This is a genomic window from Segetibacter sp., assembly GCF_025963695.1.
Lineage (GTDB): Bacteria > Bacteroidota > Bacteroidia > Chitinophagales > Chitinophagaceae > Segetibacter.
In genome coordinates this window covers 1-13,460 of record NZ_JAOQAH010000072.1, presented here as the reverse complement: position 1 = coordinate 13,460, position 13,460 = coordinate 1, and the positions used below count along the sequence as shown (strand labels likewise).

Genomic DNA, 13,460 nt, shown 5'->3' with positions numbered 1-13,460 from the left:
CCAGCTATACTAAGAGAGTGCCCTGTTTAAAACATATTCACGTTTTAATGGATGGCGGATGCAATAATAAGCGCCATAGATAACATAAAAAAACCTGCTAATATCGCCAGGGCAATGTTGTTTTTTTCCAGGATTTCTCTTCGTATGTTATGCTTCGGAGTTAATACTTCTACCAGCATAAAAACGGCTACCAGAATTCCGATTCCCAATAGAGCGTACACAATGGAAGCGATAATAGCATTCTGCATATTTATTAGTTTAATGTTGTTTTAAGTGATTATTTGCATTCAACACGGTTACGTAGTTAACCAACGGCTCCCGCCTGAACGGATGTAAAATAAACTAAAACAAACAACAGGTACAGGTAATTTACACAGCTGCCACCCATAATACCAATAGCGCAACAAAAAAGTTCCGGACCAATGCGTTCGCCACCAACCAAGCCATCGTTTGTATCCCTTTCAGATGGGGCGGGAAATAAAAAAACTCCGGGTGGCACCCGGAGTTCATTATTTATTCAAAGATTAATAAGTTATTCTGATGTTCACAAGAGTTCCTTTTGCGCAAACCAAAGCCAAATAGCGATAATGCGGCCCATTGCGCCAACGTTCGTGGTGCTACTATTGCCAATACGCTTATTGGCAAGTGCTTCTCTTCTGTCGTTAGTTTAATGTTTGTATGTTAGACCAGTTTTCTCCCCGTTTTATTCTAATGATTTGTGTTTCGGTCACTTTAAAAAGCTTTACCAGTTGTTTCATTGGTTTGCCCTCATTCAACAGCTTTTTCAATAGCATCACTCTTGTCACCGTTAGTTTTGCTCTATTCGGATTTGATTGTTGCCTTTGTTGCCTTTGTAGTTGGTCTTCGATTACACGTGGACTATTTTTTTGATGTTCATAATTTTCTTCCGGTGTCATCCATTTTAAGTTGTGTGCCCTGTTATTTAATTTGTCATGGTCAAGGTGCCCAACTATTGTTTGCCCCGATGCAGGTTTGGGCAGAAAGTATTCGGCTACAAGCCGGTGAATGAGCGATTGATGATTAATGGTGCGCTCTTTAAGGTCTTGCTGAAATTTTTTGCTCACCTTTTTCTTCAACGTGTCCAGCAATACAGATGTTTCGTTGATTACTTGTTCGTTTTCTCCTTCGTTAATCTGCGACTTTAATTTCCGTGCAAGTTCAAACACTTGTTGCTGCAGGTTGTCCAATTTGGCTTTTATTTTTTCATCTCTGTGTTTGTAAAGTTTTAGTCGCACAACACGGTAACCATTGGTAATTGAGCCTTTGATAATGTTTCCGTTAGAAATCTTGTTAAAAGTTCGAAGTCGTCCAAAGTTGGAAACTTCAATCCGGAACTTGTTTGTAAACTCAATGTCGAACTCAATGGTTTTCCATCGTTCACCTGGATAGTCCTTAATCATGTGTCAAAATTACTAATTGAAATTGTAGGGTGTGTTGAGATAGCATTGCCACCAGGAAGCAGCTTTAAAGGCAGGTGTTGTAATGTTAAGCTTTGCTGATCAAATTACAAACAGTACAAAAAACACTAGAAACAGGCCTTCGCTCCCAACCACGCCATCATTTGTATTCCGTTTGTTATGGCATCTTCATCAATATTAAATTTTGGAGTATGCACGTTATGAACAATTCCTTTTTCTTCATTTCCGACGCCTAAGCGATAAAAACAACCTGGAATTACGTGCGTATAATAGCCAAAATCTTCTGCGCCCATTCTTAGCTCTGTCTCTTGTACATTTTCTTTGCCCCAATAGTCCTCTGCCAATCGCCATCCCACTTCGGTAAATAAAGGATCATTGTCAACAAAAGGATATCCCACATCTATCAGCACATCTGCTTCTGCGCCCATGGCAGTTACCAGGCCTTCTGTTTGTTTTTTAATTAGTTCGTGCGCCTTTTTTCTCCATTCTTCGTTCATTGCCCGGAATGTGCCTTTTAGCTTTACTTCGCTTGGTATTACGTTGGTGGTATGTCCGCCTTCGATGGAGCAAATGGATAAGACAGAAGGAGAGGTGGGGTTATTGTTGCGGCTAATAATTTGTTGCAGGCTTACTATTAAGTGTGACGCTATTAAAATGGTATCAGCAGTAAGGTGCGGCGCCGCAGCATGACCGCCTTTACTCCTTATGGTAATAAAAATTTCGTCCGCGCTTGCCATTACCCTTCCTTTTCGGAAACTAAATTTGCCCAATGGCAAACCAGGGTGAACATGCATTCCAAAAATTCCTTGCGGCTTCGGGTTTTCCAACGCACCATCGCGTATCATATAACTCGCACCACCCGGGTTTCTTTCCTCACCTGGTTGAAATAACAATTTTATAGTTCCGTCCCAATGGTCTTTTAGTTCGTTGAGAATTTTTGAAGCACCTAAAAGACAAGTAGTATGCACATCGTGGCCGCAGGCATGCATCAGGCCTTCATTTACCGATTTGTATTCTACTTCGTTTTCTTCTTTTATGGGAAGTGCGTCCATATCAGCGCGCAATGCAATAACCCGGCTGTCGGGGTTATTTCCTTTAATCAATCCTACTACCCCTGTGGTAGCTTTTATCTGGAAGGGAATGTTGAATTCAGTAAGTTTTTGCTGGATATATTTTGACGTCTCAAACTCCTGGTAGCTCAATTCGGGATGTGCGTGCAGATGATGGCGAACTTTTATAAACTCTTGTTGATATTGTAGTGCAAGTGTTTTTATTTTCTCCTTTAGCATAAAGCAAAGATACTTTAACCCGGGTTTCTTTACTTATTGGTTATCGTCGTCACCCGGCGGAGTGTACTCAATAATGTCAGGAACAATATAAATGCCTTTCTGAGGATACAGGGCAGAAATCGTTTTCCTTAACTGAAATGCTTCTTTTTGGGTCAAAAAATTTCCAATTCGTACCCTAAAATTAGGTGACTGGTATAGCAGGTAAGATTTTTCGTTGGGAAAACGGCTCAACAGTTCTGCCTTCACTGCATTTGCTTCATCGCGATTTTGCGTGTTTGCCGCTTGTACACGAAAGCCGCTTGCTCGTCTCGGGCCGCTTTTTTGCGACCTTTTGTTGATTTCTGCCTGCCTTGCTGCCATCTCATCAAACCTGGGATCTTTATTTACAATCACAGAAGAGAAAGTGTCTTTACTAAGTCCCTGGCTGGTTACAATAGCAGGATAGATAACAAAAATTGAAATAAATAATAATATTGTTTTCATAACGTGTTACAAGATTAATAATTTGTTTTGGCCGGTTGCTGATTTACAAGTGCTACGCTTGCACTGCATCCCAGCCTTGTTGCACCCGCATCAATTAATTCCTGTGCAAACCCGCTTGTTTTAATTCCACCTGAAGCTTTAATTTGAACGTGTGCAGGTAAATTTGCCCGCATCGTTTTTACCGCCTCTATGGTTGCACCTTTTTCTGCATAACCTGTTGATGTTTTCAGGTAATCTATTCCTGCTGCCCCATATAACTCACAACATTTCAATAGTTCATCCTGCGTTAAAACGCCGCTCTCGACAATGATCTTAATAACCTTTCCTCTGCTTTTAACAACAGGCATTATGTGATTGATCTCATTCGAAATTAACTTCCAGTCATTATTTTTAATACCCACAATATTTGCCACTACATCCAGTTCATCTGCACCGTCAACCATTGCCAGTAATATTTCCGCCAGCTTGGCTTCTACCGCAGCGTAACCGAACGGAAAGCCAATAACCGTTGCTACTTTAACCTGCGAGTCCTGCAGAAGTACTTTGCAGATTTTTACAAAAGGTGGGGGGATGCAGACAGCAGCAAACCCGTACTCTTTTGCTTCAAAACACAACTTTTCAACGTCGGCTATGAGAGTGGTAGGTTTAAGAATGGTATGATCGATGTATTTGTTAAGGCTCATTCAGGTCGAATTAGGAATTTGATAATTAGGAATTGAAAACACTTTATCCCCCGGATCATTTTTAATTGGTTTTAAAAATGCAGCCAGGTATTCTTAAAAATTTCTTCACAATCAATTATTCAAGAATCGGGCAACCTTTTTTCAAGTGGACCGCTGTCGTTTAAAAAAAAGGTTGCCGGCACCTCGTTTCCCTTGCTTGGCGGTAGGGTATATCCGATGTTTATTTGAAGTCTCCCCCGGCGGAAGATGCTCACATCGCTGCTTCAATTTCAGCTACTGTTGCAGTGCCTGATAATGATACCTGACCTGAAGGTTTTTTTGCTCTTTTAGTTTCTACGGCGCCAATACAATTTTAGAGCCGGTAAAGCAAACGCCTGCCATTTTTCTACTATTAAATTTTGTTCTTTTATAAAAAAAAGCATTTATACAATGTAGTAAATGCTTTTTTATGTCTAATATTTTAAATGGCTCTTACAGACTTTGAGCGATTGTTTACTTACTGATTTTACGCTCCGGTTCAACAGAAAATAAAATGTAAAAGTGAGTGACACAACGGTGTTGAGGCAACAATCGAAAGCTGGTAACCGGGAAAATACATATCAAAAAACTACGCTCTAATCGCTCCTTCAGTAATTCCTGATGGTCCAATTCTCAATTTCTGATGCGCCTTACAAATCCTTTCCGTGGCAGTTCTTAAACTTCTTGCCGCTTCCGCAAGGGCAGGAGTCGTTTCGGCCAACTTTTGGTCCTACCACTATTGGCTGCTGTTTTACGGCTGTTGTACCAGGATCGAAGTAGTCGTTTTCATTTGCAGCATAGTCCTGGCCGGCAACATCAATATCGTCTTTATTGATACTCATTTTGCTCATGTCGGTCTTTTGCTGCCTGCCTTCATGTATCACTTTTTCGGGCTGCTCCTGTTCAACTGGTATACCTGCATGACATAAGAAGGAAACGATATCGCGGTTTACCTGCTCATCCAATTTTTTGAATAATCCAAAAGCTTCCATCTTATAAATAACCAACGGGTCTTTCTGCTCATAAGAGGCAGTTTGCACGCTTTGCTTTAAATCATCCATGGCACGCAGGTGCTCTTTCCATGCATCATCAATCAGGTTCAGCGCTACGTTGCGTTCTACCGCCTGGGTTAGTTCAACTCCATTACTTTGCAGTGTTTTATCAAGGTTAGCTAACACCTGTATTCCACGACGGCCATCTGTAAAAGGAACGACCACGTTTTCGATGTGTTTTCCTTGTTGCTCACGAATATTCTGGAAAACCGGTAGCGCATTTTGAGCTACCTCAACCTTCTTATGGTGGTAGTTGGTTATTGCCTCCTGGTATAGCCTTTCTGCAAGTTGCTTTTCATTTGCCCTGGTCAGCTCATCTTCTGTGATGGCCGTGTCGATACCAAAGTTTACAATCACCGACATTTTAAAGCCTTCGAAATCCGATTGCTCTCTAAAGCCTGCGATCAATCCTTCAGCCACCGAATAAAAACCATTATCCAGGTCCAGTGCCAGTCTTTCCCCAAACAACGCATGACTACGTTTGGTATAAATAACGGTGCGCTGCTTGTTCATCACATCATCATACTCAAGCAGGCGTTTACGAATACCAAAATTATTTTCCTCCACCTTACGTTGGGCCCTTTCAATACTCTTGGTAATCATGCTATGCTGAATAACCTCACCTTCTTTATACCCGGCGAAGTCCATCACTTTCGCAATACGTTCGCTACCAAACATGCGCATTAAATCATCCTCAAGCGAAACAAAGAACATAGAAGATCCGGGGTCACCCTGGCGACCGGCACGACCACGAAGCTGTCTGTCTACACGGCGGCTTTCATGGCGTTCAGTACCTAAAATAGCCAATCCACCTGCTTCTTTTACGCCGGGTCCAAGCTTAATATCGGTACCACGACCAGCCATGTTGGTGGCGATGGTTACATTGCCCGGCAAACCCGCTTCGGCAACTACCTGTGCTTCCCTGGCGTGTTGCTTTGCATTTAGTACGTTGTGTGGAATTTGTTTTTGCTTCAGCATCCGGCTTAGCAATTCACTCACCTCCACACTGGTGGTACCTACCAGCGATGGGCGACCTAAATTCCGCTGCTTTTCTATTTCTTCAATAACCGCCTTATACTTCTCCCTCTTTGTTTTAAATACCAAATCCTGTTCGTCTTTTCTAATTGCAGGAATATTGGTTGGAATGTTCACCACATCCAGTTTATAAATACTCCAAAACTCTGCTGCTTCTGTTTCTGCAGTACCCGTCATACCGGCCAGCTTATGATACATTCTAAAGTAATTCTGCAATGTAACAGTAGCGTAGGTTTGAGTGGCCGCTTCGATCTTTACATTTTCTTTTGCCTCAATAGCCTGGTGTAACCCGTCGCTATAACGACGGCCTTCCATAATACGACCGGTTTGTTCATCTACAATTTTTACCGCGCCATCAATTACCACATACTCTACGTCATTCTCGAAAAGAGTATACGCTTTTAGTAATTGCTGCACCGTGTGAATACGGTCGGCCTTAAGAGAATAATCGTTTAAGATCGCTTCTTTCTGATGCAATTTTTCTTCGGGCGATAAGTTTTGATCAATATCTATTGCATTTAGCTGAACGCTGATATCAGGAAGAATAAAGAAGTTAGGGTCTTCACCGCTTTTGGTGATCATTTGAATACCCTTGTCAGTAAGATCGACCTGGTTGTTTTTTTCTTCTATATGAAAGAACAATTCTTCGTCCACTTTCGGCATCTCGCGTTGCTGATCTGCCAGGTAGTAATTCTCTGTTTTCTGCAGCTTCGAACGTACCCCCGGTTCGCTTAAGAATTTAATCAGGGCACCGGTTTTAGGTAAACCACGGTATGCACGCATCAGGGCAAGTCCGCCATCTTTAGGGTCGTCATTACCTTCTGCAAATTTCTTCTTTGCTTCATTTAAAAACTGGTTGGTCACTCTTTTCTGAGCTTCTATCAGTTGCAGTACCCTCGGCTTTAAAATATGGTATTCCTGTTCGTCGCCACGAGGTACGGGACCGCTGATGATTAACGGAGTTCTGGCATCGTCAATCAATACGCTATCCACCTCATCCACCATTGCATAGTGATGCCTGCGTTGCACCATCTCATCAGGAGTATGCACCATATTATCTCTCAGGTAATCAAAACCAAATTCGTTGTTGGTACCATAAGTAATATCCGCATGGTAAGCGTTTCTGCGTTCCTGGGTATTAGGTTGATGTTTGTCGATACAATCTACGCGAAGTCCTAAAAATTCAAATATCGGTCCGTTCCACTCAGAGTCACGTTTGGCCAAGTAGTCGTTTACGGTAACTATGTGTACACCTTCGCCTGCCAGGGCATTCAGGTATGCAGGCAAGGTAGAAACCAAAGTTTTACCCTCACCTGTAGCCATTTCCGAAATTTTTCCTTCATGTAAAACAGATCCACCGATCAACTGTACGTCGTAGTGAATCATATTCCATGTTACCGGAATTCCTGCTGCAAGCCATGTACTGCTAAAGGTTACCGTTTCGCCTTCAATTTTTATGTGTTGTCTCGATACACTCAGCGCACGATCGTGGTCGTTGGCCGTAGCTGTAAGTTCGGTATTCTGGGTAAAACGTCGCGCCGTTTCTTTTACCACTGCAAAAGCCTCGGGCTGTATATCCTTCAGTGCTTCCTCTATCTTAGCGTTGCGTTGCTTTTTCAACTTATCTATTACCTGGAAAATGGTATCGCGACCAGTTATATCTTCTGATGATAGCGCATCTGCATCGCCTGTCAGCTTTGCAATCTCACTATCTATTTCGGTCAAATGATCTTTGATCCGCTGCTTGAATTCAACAGTTTTTGCACGAAGCTCATCGTTGCTCAATGACTGGTATTGCTGGTAATATTGATTTGTCTTCTCTACAATAGGAAGCAATAATTTCACATCTTTCTGCGACTTGCTTCCCCCAAATAATTTTGATATAAAACCTAACATAATTTATGCGTTGCGTATTGGTATAAAATTCTTCAAAGATTTGTTTATTTGTCAAATTTGATGCTAATGATCAGAATTAGTCAATATGACAGCCTCGCAAAGGTAACAAAAGCGGTTGAGACAGCCGAAAACAGCAAAATGGAGTAGTGTTAATATTTGGAGCCCTGCTATCGTTAAAAATAGCACATCGTTGCGTCGCACACTTCAGCAGTCGTACTCCTTTTAAATTTTTTGAAGAACAGATGTCAGCTTTTCGGATAGCTATTTCATAAAGCCCAACTACCAAAGCAGTTAGCCAAAGGTTTTATCATTCATTCCAGGTCTGCCATACTTCTTTTCAAAAGCTCCTTCTCTTCTTTACCGGTCAAACAAAGTTCAACAGCAATTGCCTGCAATTAAAGTGCTTCATAGCAAGGTAAATCGCTGTGGCATTACTAACTTCGGCTGGTTACAAAAATTCATTTAATCTCACTTGCAAATATGAAACAACTTCTCATCTTCTCGATGCTCGTCGCATCATGTATAGCAACAGCTTACAGTCAAACAAATAACCAGGTAACAGCTCCACAGGTAAAAACAGCAAATGGTACCTTAGAGGGAACATACGAATCCGGCATCCGTTCGTTTAAAGGAGTTCCCTTTGGTCAACCTCCCGTTGGTAACCTGCGGTGGCGCGAACCTCAACCGGTAAAGAACTGGACAGGGGTTCGCAAAGCTGACAAATTTGGCCCTCGTGCTATGCAACGTGCGCTCTTTGGCGACATGGGCTTTCGTAGTAATGGTATGAGTGAAGATTGCCTTTATCTAAATGTGTGGACACCTGCTACACCCACAACACAAAAATTACCGGTACTGGTTTACTTCTATGGTGGCGGTCTTGTTGCCGGCGATGGCTCAGAGTGGAGATATGATGGCGAGAGTATGGCAAGAAAAGGCATTGTGGCAATTACTGTCAACTACAGGCTCACCGTGTTTGGTTTTTTCTCACACCCCGCCTTGACAAAAGAATCGCCCCATGGTGCATCAGGCAACTACGGTTTCTTAGACCAGGCGGCAGCGCTGCAATGGGTTCAACAAAATATAGCAGCTTTTGGCGGCGATCCAAAAAGGGTTACCATTGCCGGGGAGTCAGCAGGTTCCTATTCGGTTAGTGCCCAAATGGCTTCTCCGTTATCAAAAAATTTAATGGCAGGTGCTATAGGCGAAAGCGGGTCTTTACTTAGTGCTACCCCAACCACACCCCGTGCCGATGCAGAACAAAGCGGAGTGCAATTTGCTGCCAGCATTGGCGCCTCATCGCTTGCTGCACTTCGTGCAATGCCGGCTGAAGAATTGTTGCAGGCCACGGCTAAACAAGGTACGCCACGTTTTGGCCCAACTGTAGATGGATACTTTTTTCCTAAAGCTCCGGTACAAATTTATGCCGCAGGTGAACAGGCACACGTGCCCTTATTGGTAGGGTGGAACTCTGAAGAAAATAATTACAAATCAATACTTGGCCAAAACCAGCCCACCTTGCAAAACTATACTGAGGCCGTTCAAAAATTATATGGAGCCCGCGCAGCTGATGCCTTAAAAGCATACCATGCATCGTCAGACGGAGAGGTGGAAAAGATGGCAACTTTATTAGCAGGCGATCGCTTTATTGGCTATAGCACCTGGAAGTGGGCCGAACTACAAAGCAAGACAGGAGGAAAACCGGTGTATCGTTATTTTTATACACGTCCGCGGCCTGCCATGCGGGCAGAAATGGGCGATGCAGTAGCTGGCCTTGCCGGCGGAATAATGAAGAGTGATTCAGCCGTGCCAAAGCCAAAGCCCGCAACCGGGGCAGTACATTCTGCAGAAATAGAGTATGCATTGGGAAACTTGCCAACAAACAGGGTGTACGACTGGCAGCCCGAAGATTTTAAAGTGTCAGACATCATGCAGTCATACTTTGCAAACTTTATAAAAACCGGCGATCCTAACGGTCTTGCACTTCCTGTATGGCCTGCCGTTAAAAGTAACCATGTGCAGGTAATGATGATAGATGTGAATACAAGGGCAGAACCTGAGTTTCGCAGAGAGAGATATGTTTTTTTAGATACGCCGTCCCCTAAAGGCATTTAAGTTCAAGGTTGAGGAGGCTGCGGAGATGTTACACTGTATGGCTGCTGCCATTAAGATTTAGGTTTCCGTATCGTGCAGGTTCATTACATCTACATCTCCGTTTTCATTAATCATGTATAACTTAAAATACAGGTTGTTCGATGTGAAATAGTCCTGCACCTTTTCAAAAATAGCCTGGTATCGTTCCACATTTGGCAGCGCCATTGCGCCCACTGCATTTTCATCGGAGTAGTATTTTCCGAAGTTGATAAATGAGTTGAACAAAGATTCGTAAAACCAGCTTTTAGCCTGTGGCGAGTCGTTTTTATCGAGCACTTTCAACAGGCTGTTCCGGTCGTTTGCCGGAGGTAATCCTTTTATGCCAATAATTTCCTTTGTAAAAAATTTTGAAACTGTTATTATCTTCTCCGGCTTGCCGGTGAGGTTTTTTGGTTTTTCCTCGTGAATTTTATAGCCATTTTTCTTAAGATAATTAATAAGACTGCTACAAATAAATTCTTCAGAATACCATTCTGTACTTTCACCAGCTTTAATAAAGTGGGGGTACTTATCGCTCTCCATATGTTGCTTTCTTCGTTTTGGTGGCTGTTAATAGCACGAATCTAATAGTAATAGCAAATACTATAGTAACGACTTTTCCACAGAAAAATAGGAGGTTTGTAATAAGTCTTTAGAAAGACTGGAGGTGGGTATAGCGGGTAGTTGCTAAAACAATATCTGCCCAGCGGAATGCCGGGCAGATATTGTTGCTTTTTGATTAATATATATTAACCTAGAACCTTAACGTTGAAAGCTTCCATTCCCTTCTTGCCTTCCCTTGTTTCAAATTCTACGCGTTCGCCTTCGTTGAGTGTACCGCCTTTTAGTACTGATACGTGGACAAAAAAGTCTTTTCCTTGTTCGTTTTTGATAAATCCAAAACCTTTTGCCTCGTTAAAAAATTTAACTGTTCCTGTTTCTTTCATGATAATTTCAATTAATAAAGATTAAAGGTATATTTTTTTTATTATGAAAACGCAATCTTATGTCATACTGTTTTGAAATTAAATCCCTGGTGTTTTTTTCCACATGTTAATAATATATGAACGGGCGATAAAGGCAAACCCTATCGCTGATTATTATATTTACCCCTTCACATCGGGCACATATCGCTGTGTTTCTGATGCAGTTAAGTGAGGCAGCAAACCGAAGGGGATAATAAAAAATGCGCTTCCTTACTGCATTTACATCGCCGTTTCCAGGTCCGAAACGCTAAACCAACGATAGAACGTTTGCTTTTTTGTTCTTTTGCATCATGTATGTAGTAAAAACGGCGTGGTGGCTTAGAAAGTTATATTCTCCGGGGTTGACCTGGACAATACCCACGGACAAAAAAGAAATTTTTCTAACTTTTGACGATGGCCCACATCCTACCATAACCCCGTTTGTGCTGCAATGCCTGCAGCAGTATAATGCAAAGGCTACTTTTTTTTGTGTGGGAAAAAATGTAACACAGTATCCTGATATCTATCAGCAGATTCTTGACCAGGGACACACGGTCGGCAATCACACACACGACCATATTAATGGTTGGAAGTCCGGCGATATGGTCTATCTAAAAAATATCACCCTGGCTCAACAAACAATTAACAGTACTCTTTTTCGCCCGCCATACGGACGAATAACAAGGTCGCAGGTAAAAGAATTGTTGCCCCGGTTTAAAGTTATTATGTGGGATGTGTTGAGCGGCGATTTCGATCTATCTCTTTCACCTCAAAAGTGTTTTGATAACGTGGTTACCAACACAACTTCAGGGTCTATCATCGTTTTTCACGACAGTGAAAAAGCCCTGCCCCGGTTAGCATTTGCATTGCCAAAATCGCTTGAGTTTTTTGCAGGTAGAGGATATGTTATGAAAGCCATCTCCTGAGGAGTTGATCAGCCTTTTGAGACCAGGCACCCAGGCCTTGCAACGCAGGGTCTCATGCCAGCTACACAAAGCCTTTCTATAAAGATCCCCTGCAACCAATACTACTTGCATAAAAAAAATTTGGGCCTGGGGTAGAAACCCCGGCCCTCTTTTAATCCGTACCCTATGAAAACTTAGTTTTGGTTGTTTATAAAAAAGCGATTGATATGCCTTTTTTTAACCATCTAATTCTTAAATGCGCTGTCCCGATTATAAACGCACTTCATGCAAACTTTATTTTCACGCCCCCGGAAAAATATATTTTGTCACTACATGCTATAGTACAAGCAGAAGGAATCTTTTTTTTACAACGACAGGTGTATTGCATACAAAAATCTTTCTTTTTTTGAAGCTACTGTGCTAACAATTGCGAAAGAATCTTTGTCAATATTGAAATAAAAAATATTAGTGGCCCGAAACCTTTAAGCGGTGAGTACCGGCAATTATTAAAAAAGAAGAAATTTGCAAAATGAGATTAATAGACAGTCATACACACCTGTACTCAAAAGAGTTTGAGAACGATTTTCACGAGGTATTGCAGCGGGCAAGAAATGCAGGCGTAGCAAAATTCTTTCTTCCGGCTATCGATAGCGGGGTAGTAGAAGATATGCTTAGACTTGAAGAGATGTATCCGGGCGAATGCTTTTCAATGATGGGAATACACCCTTGCTCGGTAAAGGAAAACTACCAGCAGGAACTTGAAATAGTGGAGAAATACCTGGCTGAAAGAACCTTTGTTGCAGTCGGGGAAATTGGCCTCGACTTTTATTGGGATACAACTTACAAACAACAGCAGTTCGATGCTTTTAATAAGCAAATGGAATGGGCATTACAGTACCGTTCTCCCATTGTTATCCATACCCGTAATGCAATGGCTGAGACCATTGAAGCAGTAAAACCATTTGCATCAAAAGGACTTACCGGTATCTTTCATTGCTTTGGAGATAACAATGAAACAGCTAAACAAATTATAGACCTGGGTTTTTTACTTGGGATAGGAGGGGTGCTCACTTATAAAAATGCGAACCTTGCTGAAGCCTTAAAAGACATTTCGCTCCATCATATTGTGTTAGAAACAGACGCCCCCTATCTTTCACCGGTTCCTTACAGGGGCAAACGAAATGAGAGCAGCTACCTGGCTTTTATTGCTCAAAAACTGGCAGACATAAAGGGTGTAACGGTAGAGGAGGTTGCTGAAATAACTTCAGCCAATGCGGAAAAAATATTCGGACAATAATTTTCAACCCCTATTTTTGCAACCCCTTTTAAGCGATTAGTTAACCCAGGTGGTTTCCGCTCTCTTATAGAATGGATAATTATCTTTGGAAAAGGCTTAAAAGGAAAAGCTGGTTAAGCATATAAAATTGGAGACGTGTCCGAGTGGTTTAAGGAGCACGCCTGGAAAGTGTGTATACGGGAAACTGTATCGCGAGTTCGAATCTCGCCGTCTCCGCAATGCTTCTTACACCTACAAGTTGTATTTCCTCAACAGCTCCGTCCTTCAT

Annotated in this window: 11 protein-coding genes and 1 tRNA gene; 4 read left to right on the top strand and 8 right to left on the bottom strand. The window is 42.1% G+C overall.

Annotation, left to right across the window (positions count from 1 at the left end; genetic code table 11):
• Positions 1–44 precede the first annotated feature (44 nt).
• The 6 genes from JWR87_RS12490 to secA form a co-directional block, all read right to left on the bottom strand.
• Positions 45–248 carry a DUF350 domain-containing protein gene (locus JWR87_RS12490; protein ID WP_297820532.1) on the bottom strand — a complete coding sequence of 68 codons (204 nt, stop codon included), beginning with the start codon at positions 246–248 and terminating at the stop codon, positions 45–47.
• 414 nt (positions 249–662) lie between these two features.
• Entirely contained in the window at positions 663–1,421 is a 759-nt protein-coding gene (locus JWR87_RS12485; RefSeq protein WP_297820529.1) for an HNH endonuclease, read from the bottom strand.
• Positions 1,422–1,546: 125 nt separating this feature from the next.
• The gene (locus JWR87_RS12480; protein ID WP_297820526.1) at positions 1,547–2,728 is read right to left on the bottom strand and encodes a M20 family metallopeptidase; all 1,182 of its coding nucleotides are present in this window, start codon (positions 2,726–2,728) and stop codon (positions 1,547–1,549) included.
• A 33-nt stretch (positions 2,729–2,761) separates the two neighbouring features.
• Positions 2,762–3,211: an SPOR domain-containing protein gene (locus tag JWR87_RS12475; protein WP_297820523.1), complete on the bottom strand. Its 450-nt coding sequence runs from the start codon at positions 3,209–3,211 to the stop codon at positions 2,762–2,764.
• A gap of 14 nt (positions 3,212–3,225) precedes the next feature.
• A complete protein-coding gene (deoC, locus tag JWR87_RS12470) occupies positions 3,226–3,894 on the bottom strand; it encodes a deoxyribose-phosphate aldolase (RefSeq protein ID WP_297820520.1) in 669 nt (222 codons plus the stop codon).
• Between the two features lie 668 nt (positions 3,895–4,562).
• The gene (gene secA / locus JWR87_RS12465; RefSeq protein WP_297820518.1) at positions 4,563–7,895 is read right to left on the bottom strand and encodes a preprotein translocase subunit SecA; all 3,333 of its coding nucleotides are present in this window, start codon (positions 7,893–7,895) and stop codon (positions 4,563–4,565) included.
• 480 nt (positions 7,896–8,375) lie between these two features.
• Between secA and JWR87_RS12460 the strand changes: the two genes are divergently transcribed.
• Complete coding sequence (locus JWR87_RS12460) at positions 8,376–10,007, top strand: carboxylesterase family protein (RefSeq protein WP_297820516.1); 1,632 nt, start codon at positions 8,376–8,378, stop codon at positions 10,005–10,007.
• Positions 10,008–10,064: 57 nt separating this feature from the next.
• On the opposite strand, the gene JWR87_RS12455 is transcribed toward JWR87_RS12460, so the two are convergent.
• Together JWR87_RS12455 and JWR87_RS12450 are read right to left on the bottom strand one after the other, a co-directional pair.
• A complete protein-coding gene (locus JWR87_RS12455; RefSeq protein ID WP_297820512.1) occupies positions 10,065–10,568 on the bottom strand; it encodes a hypothetical protein in 504 nt (167 codons plus the stop codon).
• Positions 10,569–10,774: 206 nt separating this feature from the next.
• A complete protein-coding gene (locus JWR87_RS12450; protein WP_147203988.1) occupies positions 10,775–10,972 on the bottom strand; it encodes a cold shock domain-containing protein in 198 nt (65 codons plus the stop codon).
• Positions 10,973–11,301: 329 nt separating this feature from the next.
• Between JWR87_RS12450 and JWR87_RS12445 the strand changes: the two genes are divergently transcribed.
• The 3 genes from JWR87_RS12445 to JWR87_RS12435 all read left to right on the top strand — a co-directional run bounded on the left by JWR87_RS12445 (position 11,302) and on the right by JWR87_RS12435 (position 13,408).
• Positions 11,302–11,916 carry a polysaccharide deacetylase family protein gene (locus JWR87_RS12445; RefSeq protein ID WP_297820509.1) on the top strand — a complete coding sequence of 205 codons (615 nt, stop codon included), beginning with the start codon at positions 11,302–11,304 and terminating at the stop codon, positions 11,914–11,916.
• Positions 11,917–12,424: 508 nt separating this feature from the next.
• On the top strand, positions 12,425–13,192 hold the full coding sequence (locus JWR87_RS12440) for a TatD family hydrolase (RefSeq protein WP_297820507.1): 768 nt from the start codon (positions 12,425–12,427) through the stop codon (positions 13,190–13,192).
• Between the two features lie 129 nt (positions 13,193–13,321).
• Positions 13,322–13,408: transfer RNA gene (locus JWR87_RS12435), tRNA-Ser, on the top strand.
• The last annotated feature ends 52 nt before the right edge of the window (positions 13,409–13,460 follow it).

What these genes read in the sequence shown, in the direction of transcription:
- JWR87_RS12450 (WP_147203988.1), bottom strand. Translation starts at nt 10,972, where the DNA reads ATGAAAGAAACAGGAACAGTTAAATTTTTTAACGAGGCAAAAGGTTTT.
- JWR87_RS12455 (WP_297820512.1), bottom strand. Translation starts at nt 10,568, where the DNA reads ATGGAGAGCGATAAGTACCCCCACTTTATTAAAGCTGGTGAAAGTACA.
- deoC (WP_297820520.1), bottom strand. Translation starts at nt 3,894, where the DNA reads ATGAGCCTTAACAAATACATCGATCATACCATTCTTAAACCTACCACT.
- JWR87_RS12440 (WP_297820507.1), top strand. Translation starts at nt 12,425, where the DNA reads ATGAGATTAATAGACAGTCATACACACCTGTACTCAAAAGAGTTTGAG.
- JWR87_RS12475 (WP_297820523.1), bottom strand. Translation starts at nt 3,211, where the DNA reads ATGAAAACAATATTATTATTTATTTCAATTTTTGTTATCTATCCTGCT.
- JWR87_RS12490 (WP_297820532.1), bottom strand. Translation starts at nt 248, where the DNA reads ATGCAGAATGCTATTATCGCTTCCATTGTGTACGCTCTATTGGGAATC.
- JWR87_RS12480 (WP_297820526.1), bottom strand. Translation starts at nt 2,728, where the DNA reads ATGCTAAAGGAGAAAATAAAAACACTTGCACTACAATATCAACAAGAG.
- JWR87_RS12445 (WP_297820509.1), top strand. Translation starts at nt 11,302, where the DNA reads ATGTATGTAGTAAAAACGGCGTGGTGGCTTAGAAAGTTATATTCTCCG.
- JWR87_RS12485 (WP_297820529.1), bottom strand. Translation starts at nt 1,421, where the DNA reads ATGATTAAGGACTATCCAGGTGAACGATGGAAAACCATTGAGTTCGAC.
- secA (WP_297820518.1), bottom strand. Translation starts at nt 7,895, where the DNA reads ATGTTAGGTTTTATATCAAAATTATTTGGGGGAAGCAAGTCGCAGAAA.
- JWR87_RS12460 (WP_297820516.1), top strand. Translation starts at nt 8,376, where the DNA reads ATGAAACAACTTCTCATCTTCTCGATGCTCGTCGCATCATGTATAGCA.